General features: G+C 67.6%; 16 protein-coding genes. 11 read left to right on the top strand and 5 right to left on the bottom strand.

Annotation, left to right across the window (positions count from 1 at the left end; all coding sequences use genetic code 11):
• Nucleotides 1-2: 2 nt before the first annotated feature.
• The 6 genes from APZ15_RS29870 (at nt 3) to APZ15_RS29895 (ending at nt 7,125) form a co-directional block, all read left to right on the top strand.
• The gene (locus APZ15_RS29870) at nt 3-836 is read left to right on the top strand and encodes a Pnap_2097 family protein (protein WP_027789315.1); all 834 of its coding nucleotides are present in this window, start codon (nt 3-5) and stop codon (nt 834-836) included.
• A complete protein-coding gene (scpA, locus tag APZ15_RS29875; RefSeq protein WP_027789314.1) occupies nt 833-2,974 on the top strand; it encodes a methylmalonyl-CoA mutase in 2,142 nt (713 codons plus the stop codon). The genes APZ15_RS29870 and scpA overlap by 4 nt, the downstream gene beginning before the upstream one ends.
• Before the next feature lie 203 nt (nt 2,975-3,177).
• Entirely contained in the window at nt 3,178-4,104 is a 927-nt protein-coding gene (locus APZ15_RS29880) for a TauD/TfdA dioxygenase family protein (protein ID WP_027789313.1), read from the top strand.
• 48 nt (nt 4,105-4,152) lie between these two features.
• Complete coding sequence (locus APZ15_RS29885; RefSeq protein ID WP_027789312.1) at nt 4,153-5,184, top strand: ABC transporter substrate-binding protein; 1,032 nt, start codon at nt 4,153-4,155, stop codon at nt 5,182-5,184.
• Between the two features lie 67 nt (nt 5,185-5,251).
• Nucleotides 5,252-6,241 carry an ABC transporter ATP-binding protein gene (locus APZ15_RS29890; RefSeq protein WP_027789311.1) on the top strand — a complete coding sequence of 330 codons (990 nt, stop codon included), beginning with the start codon at nt 5,252-5,254 and terminating at the stop codon, nt 6,239-6,241.
• Nucleotides 6,238-7,125 (top strand): ABC transporter permease, encoded by an 888-nt coding sequence (locus APZ15_RS29895; RefSeq protein WP_027789310.1) that lies wholly within the window; start codon nt 6,238-6,240, stop codon nt 7,123-7,125. Before APZ15_RS29890 ends, APZ15_RS29895 begins: the two co-directional genes overlap by 4 nt.
• Before the next feature lie 267 nt (nt 7,126-7,392).
• On the opposite strand, the gene APZ15_RS29900 is transcribed toward APZ15_RS29895, so the two are convergent.
• Complete coding sequence (locus APZ15_RS29900) at nt 7,393-7,917, bottom strand: c-type cytochrome (protein WP_027789309.1); 525 nt, start codon at nt 7,915-7,917, stop codon at nt 7,393-7,395.
• The gene (soxC, locus tag APZ15_RS29905) at nt 7,910-9,166 is read right to left on the bottom strand and encodes a sulfite dehydrogenase (RefSeq protein ID WP_027789308.1); all 1,257 of its coding nucleotides are present in this window, start codon (nt 9,164-9,166) and stop codon (nt 7,910-7,912) included. Before soxC ends, APZ15_RS29900 begins: the two co-directional genes overlap by 8 nt.
• A gap of 310 nt (nt 9,167-9,476) precedes the next feature.
• Here soxC and APZ15_RS29910 point away from each other — a divergent pair, with 310 nt between their 5' ends.
• The 4 genes from APZ15_RS29910 to APZ15_RS29925 all read left to right on the top strand — a co-directional run bounded on the left by APZ15_RS29910 (nt 9,477) and on the right by APZ15_RS29925 (nt 12,174).
• Nucleotides 9,477-10,358, top strand: a complete 882-nt coding sequence (locus APZ15_RS29910) for an NmrA family NAD(P)-binding protein (RefSeq protein WP_027789307.1) — start codon at nt 9,477-9,479, stop codon at nt 10,356-10,358.
• 33 nt (nt 10,359-10,391) lie between these two features.
• The gene (locus APZ15_RS29915; protein WP_027789306.1) at nt 10,392-10,766 is read left to right on the top strand and encodes a hypothetical protein; all 375 of its coding nucleotides are present in this window, start codon (nt 10,392-10,394) and stop codon (nt 10,764-10,766) included.
• 72 nt (nt 10,767-10,838) lie between these two features.
• Nucleotides 10,839-11,552, top strand: a complete 714-nt coding sequence (locus APZ15_RS29920) for an SDR family oxidoreductase (protein ID WP_027789305.1) — start codon at nt 10,839-10,841, stop codon at nt 11,550-11,552.
• Between the two features lie 160 nt (nt 11,553-11,712).
• Nucleotides 11,713-12,174 (top strand): MarR family winged helix-turn-helix transcriptional regulator, encoded by a 462-nt coding sequence (locus APZ15_RS29925; protein ID WP_027789304.1) that lies wholly within the window; start codon nt 11,713-11,715, stop codon nt 12,172-12,174.
• A 37-nt stretch (nt 12,175-12,211) separates the two neighbouring features.
• Here the strand turns inward: APZ15_RS29925 and APZ15_RS29930 are convergent, their stop codons facing one another.
• On the bottom strand, nt 12,212-13,267 hold the full coding sequence (locus APZ15_RS29930) for an SDR family oxidoreductase (protein WP_027789303.1): 1,056 nt from the start codon (nt 13,265-13,267) through the stop codon (nt 12,212-12,214).
• Nucleotides 13,268-13,325: 58 nt separating this feature from the next.
• Between APZ15_RS29930 and APZ15_RS29935 the strand changes: the two genes are divergently transcribed.
• Nucleotides 13,326-14,348 (top strand): AraC family transcriptional regulator, encoded by a 1,023-nt coding sequence (locus APZ15_RS29935; protein ID WP_027789302.1) that lies wholly within the window; start codon nt 13,326-13,328, stop codon nt 14,346-14,348.
• Between the two features lie 38 nt (nt 14,349-14,386).
• On the opposite strand, the gene APZ15_RS29940 is transcribed toward APZ15_RS29935, so the two are convergent.
• Together APZ15_RS29940 and APZ15_RS29945 are read right to left on the bottom strand one after the other, a co-directional pair.
• The gene (locus tag APZ15_RS29940; RefSeq protein ID WP_027791926.1) at nt 14,387-16,063 is read right to left on the bottom strand and encodes a dipeptide ABC transporter ATP-binding protein; all 1,677 of its coding nucleotides are present in this window, start codon (nt 16,061-16,063) and stop codon (nt 14,387-14,389) included.
• Entirely contained in the window at nt 16,060-16,929 is an 870-nt protein-coding gene (locus APZ15_RS29945) for an ABC transporter permease (RefSeq protein ID WP_027791925.1), read from the bottom strand. Before APZ15_RS29945 ends, APZ15_RS29940 begins: the two co-directional genes overlap by 4 nt.
• Nucleotides 16,930-16,939 lie beyond the last annotated feature (10 nt).

Genomic DNA, 16,939 nt, shown 5'->3' on the forward strand with positions numbered 1-16,939 from the left:
CGATGCATACCGCCATCCATCGCTATCGGGCCGGCATGCCGCAACTCGCGCACACGGGGCTCGCGGAGAACTGGCTGCTCAAGGAGTGCGGGCAGTGTCACTGGGACGCGCTGGCCGCGCACGGCGGCCGCGACGTCCCCGAGTTCTTCGACGACGAGGGGCGGCGCGCCTATGCGTCGTTCGTTGCGGTGCACGTCGACATGAACCGCCGTCACGCGATTCGCGAGAACGACACGTTTGCGCTTCATGTCGCGCTTCGCAGGGTCGGCCCGATTCGCCATTTCAGCGAGCAGCGGATCCGGCACGGCGACGACGAAGCCGGTATCGTGCGGATGATGTCGACGTTCGTGACGCGCGAACACGCCGGCAGCAACCGCTCGGTGGCGAAGGCGCGCATGACCGGCATCGACGGCCGCACCGGACCGGTTCCGGCCGATGCGCTGGCGATGGCGGAACGTGCGAAGAAGTTGCGCGTGCGGGATGCGTCGATCGTGCCGGCGCTCGCCGGCCTCGCGGAGGGCGATGGCGAAAGCGTCTCGTTTCTGCCATGCCCGAACATGGATTTCAATGGCGCGGACCTGCTTTACTTCGCCAGCTTCCAGGCATTCGTCGACCGCGCGGAATGGCAGCATTACCGCTTCGAGCAAGCCCCCGTGCTGGCGGCGCGTCAACTGTACTTTCATGGAAATCTCGACATCGGCGATTCGTTGACCGTGCGTTTCGCGCGTGCTCGATCCGATGCGGATGGCCTGTTGCACTGGAGCGAAATCGTGCGCGACGGCGACGGGACGAAGATTGCCGATGTGATCACGCAAAAGCGCTGGAGTCGGGCATGAACGAAGCCGCATGCATGGAGCCGGGCACCGGCGTGGAGAACGTCGCGCGAAACGATCGAGGCGCGCGCGCGGTGCCGCTGCGGAAACTCTACACGCGCAGCGATCTCGACGCCGTCGCGCATCTCGACGGCATGCCCGGAGCGTGGCCCTATGTGCGCGGGCCGTACGCGTCGATGTATACCGATCGCCCATGGACGATCCGGCAATACACGGGGCATGCCGACGCCGCAGACTCCAATCTCGCGTTTCGCACGGCACTCGAGCAGGGCGCGCAGGGGTTGTCCGTGGCATTCGACCTGGCAACGCAGCGGGGTTACGACTCGGACTGCACCGAGGCGCGGGCCGACGTCGGCGTGGCCGGCGTCGCGATCGATACGGTCGAGGACATGGTGCGGCTGTTCGACGGCATTGCGCTCGACGCGACGACCGTGTCGATGACGATGAATGGCGCGGTCCTGCCGATCATGGCGGCGTTCGTCGTGGCCGCCGAGGAGCAGGGCGTGCCGCCCGAGCGGATCGGCGGGACGATTCAGAACGACATCCTGAAGGAGTACATGGTCCGCAATACGTGGATCTTCGAGCCGGAGCCGTCGATGCGGATCGTCGCCGACGTCGCGTTGTGGCTCGCGCGGCATGCACCGCGCTTCAATGCGCTGTCGGTGTCGGGATATCACTTCCAGGAAGCCGGCGCCGATGCCGTGCTCGAGCTCGCGCTGACGCTGTCGAACGCGCGCGCGTACGTCGACACGCTGGCCGCACGCGGCATGCCTGCGGATGAAGCCTGCTCCCGTTTGAGCTTTTTCTTCGGCGTCGGCAGCGATTTCTATACGGAAATCGCCAAGCTGCGCGCGGCGCGCCTGCTGTGGGCGGAGATCGCACACGCGTGCGGCGCGCGTTCGCCCCGGGCGTGCGCACTGCGCATGCATTGCCAGACGTCGGGCTGGTCGTTGACGGCACAGGAGCCGGAAAACAACATCGTTCGCGTGACGGCGCAGGCGATGGCCGCGGCGTTCGGCGGCACGCAGTCGCTGCACACGAATGCGTACGATGAAGCGCTTGCACTGCCTTCCGCCGCGGCGGCGCGCCTCGCGCGCAATACGCAGCTGATTCTGCAGCATGAAACGGGACTGTGCGACACGGTCGATCCGTGGGCCGGCTCGTACATGATGGAGTCGCTGACGGACGACATCGCGACACGCGTGCGCGCCGAGCTGGCCGCTATCGACGCGCAGGGTGGCGTGATCGCCGCGATCGAGTCCGGCTGGGTCAAGCGGCGCTTGCTGCGCGCCGCGGCCGCGACGCAGGCGCAGGTCGATTCGGGGCGCCGGACCGTGGTTGGCGTGAACCGTTTCGTCGCGGACGAACCGACTGGCGAATTCATGGTGTGCGAGATCGACGGCCGTCACGTGCGTGCCGGGCAGGCGCGGCGAATCGCAGCCGTCAAGGCCGCGCGCGATCCGGCGCGGGTTGCGACGGCGTTGCAGCGGCTGGCCGACGCCGCGCGCGACGGCACCGGAAACCTGCTGGCACTGGCGATCGACTGCATGCGGGCACGTGCGAGCGTCGGGGAGTGTACGCGCGCGCTGGAATCGGTATGGCCGCGGCATGTCGTGGCGGTGGAAGCGGACGGCGAGGGCGTCTACGGCGAACATCGGCGAGGCGACGCTGCATGGCGGGCGGCGAAGGGCTGCGTCGACCGGCTGGCGCAACGCGTGGGACGCAGGCCGCGCATCATGATCGCCAAGCTCGGCCAGGACGGACACGACCGCGGTGCGGCCGTCGTCGCAGCTGCGCTCGAGGACGCCGGATTCGACGTCCTGCGCCTGCCGCTGTTTCAGCAGCCGGCATGTGTGGCGGCAGCCGCGCAGGCGTATGGCGCCGACATCGTGGGCATTTCGTCGTTGTCGGGTGCCCACCTCGAACTGGTCGAAGGGCTACTCCACGCACTGGCGTCGTATGACGCCGCGATTCAGGTGGTGTTGGGCGGAATCTTTCCCGCAGCGGATGCGCGACACCTGAAGATGAAGGGTGTCGCGGCGACGTTCGGGCCCGGCGCACCGATCGACGCTATCGCCGAAGCGCTGTGCGCATGTATCGAGCGGGCTCGGTGTGGACACCTGGCGGCGGGCGCCAGCTGACGCTTCCTCGTGCGCCGCAACAAGTCCGTGATGGAACGCGTGCGCGATTTCGGCGCGCAACTGCATACGGTATTGCTCGCCGGCGTCGTATGCGCGAGCAGCGATCTTTATCACCGCAGCAGATAAACGTATCCGAATCGCTTCGTTGACGCACGCCGGCACGCCCTCGTAGATTCGCGTTTTGACCGAATCAGGGCCATGCCGTGACGACTACCGCCATTCGCGACGCCGCAACGCTATCCGCTGGACATCCTGCCTTGCGGCCGGACGGCGCGGCGCAGCATTTCGACATCGTGCCGTTCGACGCGCCGCTCGGCGCCGAAGTGATCGGCCTCGACCTGTCGCAACCGCTCGACGCCGGCGACTTCGCGCGCGTCCATCGCGCGCATCTCGATCACCACGTGCTGGTGTTTCGCGACCAGCGCATCACGCCGGACGAGCACATCGCGTTCAGCCGCCGCTTCGGCCCGCTGCAGATTCACGTGCTGCACCAGTTCGCGCTGGCCGGCCACCCGGAAGTGCTGATCGTGTCGAACATCGTCGAGAACGGCAAACCGGTCGGGCTCGGCGATGCCGGCCATTTCTGGCACTCCGACCTGTCGTACAAGGAAAAACCGAGCCTCGGCTCGCTGCTGCACGCGCAGGAACTGCCGGCGGAAGGCGGCGATACGCTGTTCGCGAACATGCATCTCGCGTGGGACACGCTGCCCGCGCACCTGCGCCGCGCAGTCGAAGGGCGGCGCGCCGAGCATACGTATCTCGCGCGCTATGCGGAACTGCAGGCGCGCAGCCCGTGGCGGCCCAACCTGTCGCCCGAGCAGATCGCGCAGGTCGAGGCGGTCGTTCATCCGGTCGTGCGCACCCATCCTGAAACCGGCCGAAAGGCACTGTTCGTCAGCGAGCATTTCACGACGCGCATCATCGGCTTGCCCGACGACGAAAGCCGCGCGCTGCTCGACGAACTGTTCGCGCACAGCGTGCGCGCCGAGCACCTGTATCGGCATGCGTGGCGCGACCACGACCTCGTGTTCTGGGACAACCGTTCGCTGATGCATCTCGCCGCCGGCACGCCCGACCACCTGCGCCGCAAGCTGTACCGCACGACGATCGAGGGCGATGCGCCTTTCTGAGCCGCGCGCCGCGTCATTCATTCCTGCCCCTTCCTGACCGGAGTTCCGATGTCGTTTTCGTTCTTGCCGGCGCGTCGCGCGCTGGCGGCCACGCTCACCGCCGCGCTCGCCTTTGCGGGTGCGATCATCCCGCAAGCCGCGCACGCGGAGGGCCGCATCCGCATCGCCGAGCAGTTCGGCGTCGTCTACCTGATGCTGAACGTCGCGCGCGACCAGCAACTGATCGAGAAGGAAGGGCGCAAGGCTGGCCTCGACATCAAGGTCGACTGGGTGCGGCTGTCGGGCGGCGCGGCCGTGAACGACGCGCTGCTGTCCGGCGCGGTCGACGTCGCGGGCGCGGGCGTCGGTCCGCTCTTGACCGTGTGGGATCGCACGCGCGGCCGGCAGAACGTGAAGGGTGTCGCGTCGCTCGGCAATTTTCCGTACTACCTCGTGAGCAGCAACCCCAACGTGAAGACGATCGCCGACCTGAGCGCGAAGGACCGCATTGCGGTGCCGGCGGTCGGCGTGTCGGTGCAGTCGCGCGTGCTGCAGTACGCGGCCGCGAAGCAGTGGGGCGACAAGCAGTTCGACAAGCTCGATGCGCTGACGCAGGCGATTCCGCATCCGGACGCGACGGCCGCGATTCTCGCGAACAGCAACGTGATTACCGGTCACTTCGGCAATCCGCCGTTCCAGGAGCAGGAACTCGCCGGCAACCCGAACGCGCACATCGTGCTGAATTCGTATGACGTGCTCGGTGGCCCGAGTTCCGCGACGGTGCTGTACGCGACCGAGAAATTCCGCGACGACAACCCGAAGACCTACCGTGCGTTCGTCGCCGCACTGGCCAACGCCGCACGGCAGATCGCGGCCGATCCGGAGCGCGCGGCCGACACCTATATTCGCGTGAACGGTTCGAAGATCGATCGCGCGCTGCTGCTGAAGATCCTGCGCAATCCGCAGGTGCAGTTCAAGACCGCGCCGCAGAATACGCTGCCGCTCGCGCAGTTCATGCATCGCACCGGCGCGATCCGCAACGAACCGAAGTCGTGGCGCGATTATTTCTTCGACGATCCGGCGACGGCCGGCGGCAGTTGAACGGCGCCGATGCTGTGACGCCGCGATCGACGCTTATGCGTCGGCGCGGTTTCGATATGCGCAATCGATGGTTGGTCCACACGGTGCCCGGCCGTATGTTGATGCTTTTCCCGCAAGAGATTCGATCGTGAACGCCACTTCTCCCCGAACCTGGTTGCCGCCGTATGCGGCACGTGGCGGCGCGTCGCCGGCCACGTCTGCCGTGCCCGATACGCGTGCCGACGGTCGCCCGGCCGCGAACGCCGCGCAGGCCGGCACGCACAGCGAACGCCTGCTGGCGATCGACCGGGTCAGCCTCGAATACCGCAGCGGCGCGCGGATCGTTCGCGCGACGCATCAGGTGAGCTTCGACGTGTACGGCAGCGACCGCTTCGTGCTGCTCGGCCCGTCGGGGTGCGGGAAGTCGACGTTGCTGAAGGCGATCGCCGGCTTCATCGAGCCCGTCTCGGGTTCGATCGCGCTCGACGGCCGGCCCGTAAGCGGGCCGGGGCCCGACCGCATCGTCGTGTTCCAGGAGTTCGATCAGTTGCCGCCGTGGAAGACGGTCGCCGAGAACGTCGCGTTTCCGTTGCGCGTCGCCGCGAAGCTGTCGCGCGTCGAAGCACGCGAGCGCGCGCTGCACTATCTCGACAAGGTCGGCCTCGGCACGTTTGCCGATGCCTATCCGCATACGCTGTCGGGCGGCATGAAGCAGCGCGTCGCGATTGCGAGGGCGCTGGCGATGCAGCCGCGCGTGCTGCTGATGGACGAGCCGTTCGCGGCGCTCGATGCGCTCACGCGCCGCAAGATGCAGGAGGAACTGCTGCGGCTGTGGGACGAGTTCCGCTTCACGCTGCTGTTCGTCACGCACTCGATCGAAGAGGCGCTCGTGGTCGGCAACCGGATTCTGCTGCTGTCGCCGCATCCGGGCCGCGTGCGCGCGGAGCTCAACAGCCACGAGCATTCGCTCGACAACGTCGATACCGGCGACTTCCGCGACAACGTCGCCCGGATTCACCGCCTGCTGTTCGACACCGACGCACCGCACGTACCGACGACCGAGGACGCCGCATCATGAGTACGATCGATCCGGCCCTGCCGCCGCGGCCGCCCGTGCGCGACGAATACACGCGCACGCTCGACGCGCTGCCCGACGCCGAACGCGCGGCGCCCGCGCCGCTGCTGCGCCGCATCGCCGGCGCAGCGTGGTTTCGCCGCAGCGTCATCGCGCTCGTGCTGATCGCCGTCTGGGAGATCGTCGCGCGCATCGTCGCGAACGATCTGCTCGTCCCGACCTTCGGCGCGACGCTGGCTGCGTTCGTGCAGGGCATCGAGTCGGGCGAACTGCTCGTCAAGACGGGCATCTCGATGTCGGTTCTGCTCCGCGGCTATGCGCTGGGCGTGCTGCTGGCGTTCGCGCTGACGTCGCTCGCGGTATCGACGCGCATCGGTCGCGATCTGCTGACGATGCTCACGTCGATGTTCAATCCGCTGCCGTCCATTGCGTTGTTGCCGATCGCGCTGCTGTGGTTCGGGCTCGGCACCGGAAGCCTGCTGTTCGTGCTCGTGCATGCGGTGCTGTGGCCGCTCGCGCTGAGCATGTATACCGGCTTCGCCGGCGTACCCGTCACGCTGAAAATGGCCGGACGCAACTACGGGCTCACCGGCCTGCGCCAGATCGCGCTGATCCTCGTGCCTGCCGCGCTGCCGTCGATCCTGTCGGGGCTGCGCGTCGGCTGGGCATTCGCGTGGCGCACGCTGATCGCGGCCGAGCTCGTGTTCGGCGCGAGCGCGGGGCAAGGCGGGCTCGGCTGGTACATCTTCCAGAACCGCAACGAGCTGTACACGGATCGCGTGTTCGCGGGCCTCGCGGCCGTCATCGTGATCGGGCTGCTGGTCGAGAACCTCGTGTTCGATACGCTCGAACGCGCGACCGTGCGGCGCTGGGGCATTCAGCACTGACGCGTCGGGACGCGATCAGTCCGGGCCCATGCGTGACGTAAGCTGAAATCGGCTTTTCACGCGGGGCGGGTGGGTCCCAATACTTGCGGACGGCGCGTCACATACGCCGCGTAGCGGATACCGCGTCGCGCGCTGCCGCGACGTGCCCCGATCCACCGGAACAGGGGCCTGCCGAATGACTGCCCGTGATGCGGTCGATCCGCGCGACGCATGGCGCGACGCGCGCGGGTGCACTGCTCGATGCAGCGGCAAGGGGAGCTGGACGGGTCACAGCTTGCCCGGCCTCGGGTCAGGCACGAAACCGTCGCGGTTCGGCATCTTCACGCGCGGCAGCGTGCGCGCGTCGAGTTGGGCGTCGCCGGGCACGATGCCGTTCAGGTGGAGGACGTACGCAGTGACCGCATAGACGTCGTCCGCGCTCAGCGATTGCGGCGCGTTGTACGGCATCGCACGGCGAATGTAGTCGAACAGCGTCGTCGCGTACGGCCAGTAGCTGCCGACCGTCTTTTTGGGCTTCGCGCTCGCGAGCGAGCCGATGCCGCCGACGAGCGGATCGCCGACACCGCCTTCGCCGCCGGCGCCGTGACACATCGCGCATTTGTCGGCGAACACGTGGCCGCCGCGTGCGACCGTGCCCGCGCCGGGTGGCAGGCCGGTGCCGTCCGGGGCGACGTCGATGTCCCACGCGGCGAGCGCCGCGCGATCGACTGGCTGTCCGAGGCCGAAGCCGGCGCCGAACGCGCCCGACGTTATCGCGCAGCCCGCCAGCAGGCAAACGAGCACCTTACGCATTGCGCACCTCGCCGTCCGTGCCGACGCGCCAGTTCTGAATGCCGTTGTAGTGATACTGCGAGTTCAGGCCGCGCGCGGCGACGAGCGCGTCGCGGGTCGGCTGCACGTAGCCGGTTTCGTCGGTTGCCCGGCTTTGCAGGTCGGCCGGCTCGCCGCGCCATATCCAGTCGGCCTCGAAGCGCGTCAATGCGCGGTCGCGCGCGTCGCCGGCGAGCCGTGCCGGCCGCCACGTGCGACCGCCGTCGGTCGACACGTCGACGGCGCGAATTCGGCCACGGCCCGACCACGCGTAGCCGCTGATCGGGTAATAGCCGTGCGCGGCGAGCCGGTGCCCGGCCGATGGCCGCGTGATGACCGACTTCGCGTCCATCTCGAACACGAACTGGCGCGCGCAGCCGTCGGGCAGCAGATTCGTATATTTCGACGTTTCCTCGCGCGTCATCTCCGGCGCGCGCACCAGTTTCAGCCGTCGCAGCCACTTGATGTTCGTATTGCCTTCGAAACCCGGCACGATCAGCCGCACCGGGTAGCCGTTCTCCGGGCGCAGCCGTTCGCCGTTCTGCGCATAGACGACCAGCGCGCGCTCGAGGATCCGGTCGAGCGGCAGGCTGCGCGTCATCGCCGCGCCGTCCGCGCCTTCGGCGAGCAGCCAGCGTGCGTCGGCATCGACGCCCGTTTCATCGAGCAGCGTCGACAGCCGGACGCCGGTCCATTCGCAGCACGACAGCAACCCGTGCGTGAACTGAACGGGCAGCCCGCTCGGGCCGTTCCATTCGCTGCCCGTGTTGCCCGAGCATTCGAGGAAGTGGATCCGCGATTCGGACGGAAAACGCAGCAGGTCGTCGATCGTGAAGACGCGCGGCTCGCGCACGAGGCCGTGCACGACGACGCGATGGCGCTGCGCATCGATATCCGGCACGCCCGCGTGATGACGCTCGTAGACGAGCCCGTTCGGCGTGATGTCGCCGAACAGGTCGGCGAGCGGCGTCATCGACGAGCCGGAGCCGGGCAGCGCGGGCGTGCGGGCGCTGCGACGGATCACGTCGCGCTCGTGCTGCCCCGGCGCGCCGTACGGTGGCGACAGCAGCGGCGCACCGGGCGCGCGCGTCCACGGAGGCACGTCGAGCGGCTGGCTCGCGAGCGCGCCGCCGGTGGGCAGCATCGCGGCCGCCCAGCCGCCGGCGAGTTGGCGCAGCGCCGCGCGCCGGCCGGAGCGCGGTGCTCGGGGAGGAAAACGGGAATCGGTCATGGTCGAGCGCGTGTAGCACGCGGGAGCCGCGCGGGGAAACGATGATTTTCGGCAACCGGGCGCGGCGCGGCAAACAACGATTCCCGCTTTGCTTATCGCGACTATTTCACGGGCGTACAACGCGTGGCCGGTCGAAGCGCTGAGTTCAGACGGAACGCTCTCCGCCTCGATGCTCGCCAACAATGCCGCCTGCCGAACCCGGCGTGATGTTATCCGGGGCGCCAACCAAAAAAACTTGACGTTGAGAGCATATGCTCCTATTCTTCGTCTCAAGGGAGCATATGCTCTCACTTTCGAACGGAGCGAAACGATGAACGAGCCTGAGATTCTTGTGAGCGGTGCAACCGGACGCACCGGAGGTATGGCGATCGACGAACTGCTCAAGATGCACAAACGCGTACGTGCCTACGTGCGCACCGATGACGATCGGGCGGCCGCCCTGAGGCAGCGCGGCGTCGATGTCGCGATCGGCGACTTCACCGGCATCGACGACATTCGGGCAGCGATGGAAGGCATCCGATCGGCGTATTTCCTTCATCCGATCGCGCCGGGGATCATCGGGGCCGCAGCCTATTTCGCACAGGCGGCAAAGGAAGCGGGGGTCACGGCGATCGTCAACATGTCGCAGATTTCCGCGCGTCGGGCGTCGCTGAGCCACGCGGCACAGGATCACTGGGTCTCCGAGCAGGTCTTCGATTGGTCGGGCGTCGCGACGACGCATTTGCGCCCGACCTTCTTTGCCGACTGGCTCGTCTATCCGCATTTTGCGCGGGAGATATGGGCCACGAAGAAGATCGAATTTCCGTTTGGCAACGGCCGTCACGCGCCCATCGCCAGCGACGACCAGGGCCGCGTGATCGCCCACCTCCTCGCCAAACCCGAAGGCCACGAGGGCAAGACCTACACGCTGCACGGCCCCGTCGAGAAGAACCACGTCGAGATCGCAGAGGCGATGAGCGAGGTTCTCGGCGCCCGGATCGAATACGCGCCGACTTCCATCGAGGAATTCCGGATCAAGATGGAGACCCTTTACAAGTTTCCGCCGTTCCTCACGCAGCATCTGGTCGAAGTCGCGCAGAACTACCGAGACGGCATCTTCTCGGGCACCAACGACGCCGTCGAGAAGATCACCGGAACGCCGCCGCTGTCGGTCCAGCAGTTCGTCGAGAAATATCGGGCCGCATTCGTGTGAACACGTCCCTGAAACGAATCGAGGGGTTTGAACATGTCACCCATCCAGCCTGATCGCCACCCGTTTCTCGATGATCTGACGGCCGATGCCGAACTGGTCAGCTCGGTGTTGCGCACGCCCGTGACCGGGCGCGACGAAATCCGGCTCGCCGTCGACGCCGTCGGGACTTTTTACGTCTCGCAGACGCCCACGTTTGTTCAGGCCGTCGGCTCACGGCTCTTTCTCGAATACGAGGCCGTACTGACGAGCGGCGAGACGCTGAGCGCGGTCGTGGTCGTCGATCGCAATGCCGACGGCTCGGTGCCGCGAGTCAGCGTGCGAATGAGCCCGCTTGGCGCCGTACTGACGCTCGCGACCCATCTGCGGGAGTCGCTTTCGAAGCAGTTGCCGGAGCACGTCTTTCTTTGAGCCAGGCACCCGCGTGCTCGTAGCGGGCGTCGACACGCCCCCGACACGCGGCTTTTGAAACAGGAGCTTGTCATGGATATCAAGAACGCCACCGTCTTCATCACCGGTGCCAATCGCGGCCTGGGCCTCGCTTTTGCACGCGAGGCGCTGCGGCGCGGGGCGGCGAAAGTGTACGCCGGTATGCGCAACACGAGCGGTTTCGACGAGCCGGGCATCGTGCCGGTCAGAATCGATGTCACGGATCCGGCGTCGATCGCCGAGGCCGCGAAACGGGCGGCCGACACGACCCTGCTGATCAACAACGCGGGCATTGCCGCGCTGATCGACGGGCCTTTGGCGGCCGACGTGCAAGCGCAGTCCGCCCGCTTGTTCGATACCAACTACTACGGCGTGGTGCGCGTCACGCAGGCCTTCGAACAGATCCTCGCGGCCCAGCCGCATGCCGCGATCATCAACGTGCTTTCCGACATCGTGTGGCTCCCGCGGCCGAATCTCACGCCGTATGCCGCGTCGAAAGCCGCCGCCTGGAGCTACACGAACCAGCTTCGCTTTCACCTGCGCGAGCGCGGCATCCAGGTTCTCGGCTTGCACGTCGGGTTCGTGGATACCGATCTGACCAACGGCATCGACGTGCCCAAAGCCAGTCCCGGTGACGTCGTACGACGGACCTACGACGCGCTCGTCGCCGGCAAGAGCGAGGTCATGGCCGACGAGGGGACCGCGGTGCTGAAGAGCACGCTTGCGGCCGAGATACCCGGCTACATCACGCCACCGGCCGGGCTTTGAACACCGCGGTCGACACGAGCCGGATTCGGCGGCGAGACACGAGGTGCGCGGATCGTGTGCCAGCGTTGTCGCTCCCGGCTATCATCGATGGATACGACCATACCTTTGCGCGACGCGTGCGTAGCGTTCGCGCAAGGAACCGAAATCAGGAGTGCACCCGATGTTGCCCGTCAACCAGCCGCTTGGCATCGATCAATGCAACTGCTTCGCCGTAAGGAAGGCGAGCAGGCAGATCTCCCGACTCTACGATAGTCATCTCGAGCCCTCGGGCTTGCGCATCACGCAATTCCTCACGCTGGCCGCCCTGCGCGAAGTGGGAAGTACGCCGGTCAACGCCCTTGCCGAACGGCTCGATATCGAACGAACGGCGATGGGGAAGATGGTTGGCTTCCTGGAGCGCGACGGCTTCGTCACGATCAAGCCGTCGCCCACCGACGGCCGCAGCCGCCTCGTCGAACTTACCGAGGAGGGACGGCGCCTGCACGAAAGAGCCTCCCCGCTCTGGCAGGAAGCGCAACGGGAGTTCGAGCAACTGAACGGTGTGGCCAATGTGACGGCGTTGCGAGAAGGGTTGAGAGGAGTGCAGATCGGCGACGAGTCGATGCGCTCGTCGCAAGACTGAGTAGTCATGCGACGAAGGGCGATGAAATCCGCTGCCGTTATCGCTGGCCGGCATCGCGCAGCAGCCCGAGGCGCACGAGGCTTTCGGCAGTGGCGACAATGGCGTCCTCGCGCGGGCGGGGCGACCAGCCGAGCAAGCTGATGGCCTTCTGGCTGGTGGCGTTCAGGTTGCGGCCGAGCAACGGCAGCGATCCTCGCAGCGCAGGATCCCTGAGCGCGCCGATGCGCACCAGCCAGTCGGGCAGCACCCGGGTGGACACATGGCGCGCGGCATCCCCCATGCGCGCCTTGAGCACCTGCGCGACTTCGGCGAGCCACATGCTTTCGCCGGCAATGGCAATGAAGCGCTCTCCGCTCGCGGCGTCGTGGGTCATCGCCCGCACATGCAGGTCGGCGACGTCGCGCACGTCGACGAAGCCGGAATTGATGCGCGGATTGCCGGGCTGGCCGTTCAGCATGCCCCTGATCAGGCGGATGGAGTGCGAATAGTCGTCGCCGAGCACGGGCCCGACAACCGTCACCGGGTTGATCGCGGACAGTTGCATGCCGCGTCCTTCTCGCGCGATGAAGTCCCACGCCGCGCGTTCCGACAACGTCTTCGACTTCTGATAAGGCCAGACATCGGCGGCCGTCAGGTTGCTCCAGTCGGTCTCGTCGAAGGGGCGGCTCATTGGCCCGTGTCCGGCGCAGATCGCACCGAAAGCGGAGGTCAGCACGACGCGCTGGACACCCGCGTCCCGCGCCGCACGCAGCACGCGCAGCGTGCCTGCCACGGCGGGCTTGACCCAATCGTCTTCACTCGTCTGCGTGCCGGTGGGCGTGGGCGACGCGCCATGCACGACGTAGGCGCAGCCGGCGGTTGCCTGTTGCCAGCCGTCGTCGGCGAGGAGATCCGCCTCGACGAATGACAGGCGATCTCCGGGTTCTGCGCCGCCTCTTTCGAGCTGGGCGCGCACCTGCGTCTCGCGTGCGAGCGAGCGGACGGTGGTTCGTACCTGATAGCCGCGATGCAGCAGCGCCAGGATGCAGTGTTGTGCAATGAAGCCGGTGCCGCCCGTTACGAGAACCGATTCGAGGCTGGATGTGCTGTTCATGTCGTTGAATGTCAGGGACGAAGAACCGGAAGGTTAAGGGCCGGTCTGCCGCGTGTTAATGCTTTATAGTGCGATTTACTTGCGCGACAGTACGATGATGAGTGACGACCCCTTCTCCGACATCCTGAGACTCGCGAACGCCGAATCGCTGGCAACGGGAGGCTTCTCGGCCGGCGGCGCTTGGGCCATTCGCTTTCCGGCACCCGACAAGATCAAATTCTTCGCGGTGGTGAAGGGCACGTGCTGGGTCTCCATCGACGGAGAGGAAACGCCAATCCGCTTCGCAAGCGGGGATGTCGGTCTGCTGACGGCAAAACGGTCCTTCGTTCTCGCGAGCGACCCTGGCGTTCCACCTGTCGATGCGATGACGTTGTTCTCGGGCGCGGGCAAGTCGGCGGTGAAACTGGGTGACGGCGATGACTTCGCCCACATCGGTGGACACGTCCTGCTCGATCCGGTAACCGGCAACTTGCTGTCGGACGTACTGCCGCCCTGGATTCACGTACCGGCCGCATCGCCGCAGGCCGTGAAGGTGCGCTGGCTTCTCGAGCAACTCGTGGAAGAGCGAGCGGCCGATCTGCCCGGCGCGCAGCTCGTCTCGGCCCAGCTTTCGCAGCTGCTTTTCATTCAGATACTGCGCGCCCATCTGAACACGTCCGCGCCCCTGGCGGGATGGTTGCGCGCGTTGAGCAACCCACGCATCGCACCCGCACTGCGACTGATGCACGGCGATCCCGCACGCGCATGGCATCTGGACGAGCTTGCCGCCGCGTGCGCGATGTCACGAACCACGTTCGCTGCGCACTTCAGGGCGAGCGCCGGCGTCGCGCCGCTGACCTATCTCGGCCAGTGGCGCATGCGGGTTGCGGAGCGCCGTTTGCGCGACGAGCGCATTCCGGTCGCCCTGCTTGCACAATCGCTCGGCTATTCGTCCGAAAGCGCATTCAGTAACGCGTTCAAGCGCATGTCCGGACATGCGCCGACGGCCTATCGTCATATCGCGCGAACGGCTGCCGAAAACGTCGGAAGTGAACGTGACGGCGTTCGCGTGGAAGCCGGGGCTACCGGTTCGACGCCGTAGCCGTCTGATGGCGGAGGGTCAGCGGGAACGGGCAAAGATCATGCGAGCGCGACGAGCGGCGGCGCGGCACGCGCGCCGGCCAGCGTCGGCAGCGCATCGAGCAGCGACGCGGTGTACGGGTGCGACGGCGCGCCGAACACGCGCTCGACCGGGCCGCTTTCGACCACCCGGCCGCCGCGCATCACGAGGATCCTGTCGGCGACGTGATGCACGACGCCGAGATCGTGCGAGATGAACAGCATCGCGGTGCCGTGCTCGGCCTGCAGATCGGCAAGCAGATCCAGCACCTGCGCCTGGATCGACACGTCGAGCGCGCTGACGGGTTCGTCCGCGACGAGCAGCGCCGGGTTCGACGCGAACGCGCGCGCAATCGCGACACGCTGCCGCTGCCCGCCGGACAATTCACGCGGGTAGCGGTCGATGCAACCGGCGCCGAGCTGCACCTCGTCGAGCAGCTGCAGCACGCGGCGGCGACGCGCATCGCCGCGGACACCGGCCGCGTCGAGGCTTTCGCCGACGATCTGCCCGACCGAGTAGCGCGGGTCGAACGAGCTGTACGGGTCTTGCGCGATCAGTCGCAGTCGGGCGCGACGCATGCGGCGTGCGGCTTCCGGCACACCGCTCCACGGCTGGCCGTCGAGCGCGACGGTGCCGCTGTCCGGCTCGACGAGCCCGAGCACGATCCGTGCGACCGTGGACTTGCCGGAGCCGGATTCGCCGACGATGCCGAGCGTCTCGCCGCGTGCGAGCGTGAACGACACGCCGTCGACCGCGGCCGGCGCGGCGCGATCGCCGTAGCGTTTCGTCAGCGCGTCGACGGCCAGTACCGGTGCCTGCGCATCGATGCGCTTCGGCGGCAGCGGCACGCGCGCGGCGGTCGCGAGCCGGAACCCGCGCGATGCGGCGGTGGGAATCGCCGCCAGCAATTCGCGCGTGTACGGGTGCGCCGGCGCGGTCAGCACGTCGTGCGCCGGGCCCTGTTCGACGACCTGGCCGGCGCGCATCACGAGCACGCGATCGGCGAGCTCGGCGACGACCGCGAGATCGTGGCTGATCAGCAGCACCGCGTCGCCGGCATCGCGGCGCGCGCGCAGCAGCGACAGGATCTGGCGCTGCACGGTCATGTCGAGCGCGGTGGTCGGCTCGTCGGCGATCAGCAGCGATGCGCCGCCCGCGATCGCGGTGCCGATTAGCACGCGCTGCCGCAAGCCGCCGGACAACTGGTGCGGATACTGCGGCAGCCGCCGCTCGGGATCGTCGATGCCGACCGCGCGCAGCAGGTCGGCGCTGCGCGCCGCGACATCGCGCCCGCGCGTGTTGCGCAGCGCCTCGGCGACGAGGTCGCGCACGCGCCACAGCGGATCGAGCGACACCAGCGCGTCCTGCAGCACGTAGCCGATCCGGCGCCCGCGTATCGCGCGCCAGTCGCGTTCGCGATGGCGGCGCGCGTCGGCGCCGGCGATCTCGAAGCGTTCGGCGTCGATCACCGCGTTGGGTCCGTTCAGCCCGACGAGGCTGCGTGCTGTGACCGACTTGCCGGAACCCGATTCGCCGACGAGCGCGACGCATTCGCCGGCATGCACGGCGAGGTCGAGCGGTCCGACGACGGGCTGCGTGCCGTGCGCGCCGCGAAAGCCGATCGTCAGGCGTTCGATGCGAACCAGCGGTGCGGCGCGGGCCGGCGTAGCCGGCGCAGCGGACGCGATCGTGCTCATGCTGCCTCCCTGCGTTCGAAGCGCGCCTGCCAGTAGCCGCCGAGCGCATTCACGGCGATCACGGCCGCGGTGATCGCGACGCCGGGCCACACCGCGATCCACCACGCGTTGTACAGATAGTTGCGGCCCTCGGCGAGCATCAGCCCCCATTCGGCGGCGGGCGGCTGCGGCCCCATGCCCAGGAAGCTCAGTCCCGACGTGCCGATGATCGCGGTGCCGAGCCCGATCGTCGCGAGCACCGGTACCTGCGCGATCGCATGCGGCAGCACGTGCCGCCAGACCAGCACCGCCGGCGCGAGGCCGAGCGTGCGCGCGTGCTCGACGTAGCCGGAAGCCGCGACGACGAAGGTTTGCGCCCGCACCACGCGCGCGAAGCGCGGCACCGACGCGACGCCGAGCGCGAACACGAGGTTCACCGCGCCGGGGCCGGTGAACGAGATCAGCATCAGCGCGAGCAGCAGGTCGGGGAATGCGGACACGACGTCGAGCACGCGCGTGATCAGCTCGTCGAGCCAGCCGCGCGCAAGGCCGGCAAACAGCCCGAGCGCGGTGCCGAACAGCGTCGCGACGCCGATCGCGGCCGCGCTGATCGACAGCGAGTAGCGTGCGCCGTACACGACGCGCGAGAAGATGTCGCGGCCCAGCTGGTCGGTGCCGAGCCAGTGCTCGGCACTGCTGCCGAGCTGCGCGGACAGCGGATCGGCGGCCAGCGGATCGTAGTGCACGAGCCAGCCCGGTGCGATGACCGCAATCGCGTTCAACAGCAGATAGACGGCAGCCAGCGCGAGGCCCGGATGGCGGCGCAGCCAGCCGGCCGCGGCGGATGTCGCCGGGGCGCGCAATGTGAGATCGACGGGAGTGGACATCGAAGCCTCC

This window comes from Burkholderia cepacia ATCC 25416 (assembly GCF_001411495.1).
GTDB classification, from domain to species: domain Bacteria; phylum Pseudomonadota; class Gammaproteobacteria; order Burkholderiales; family Burkholderiaceae; genus Burkholderia; species Burkholderia cepacia.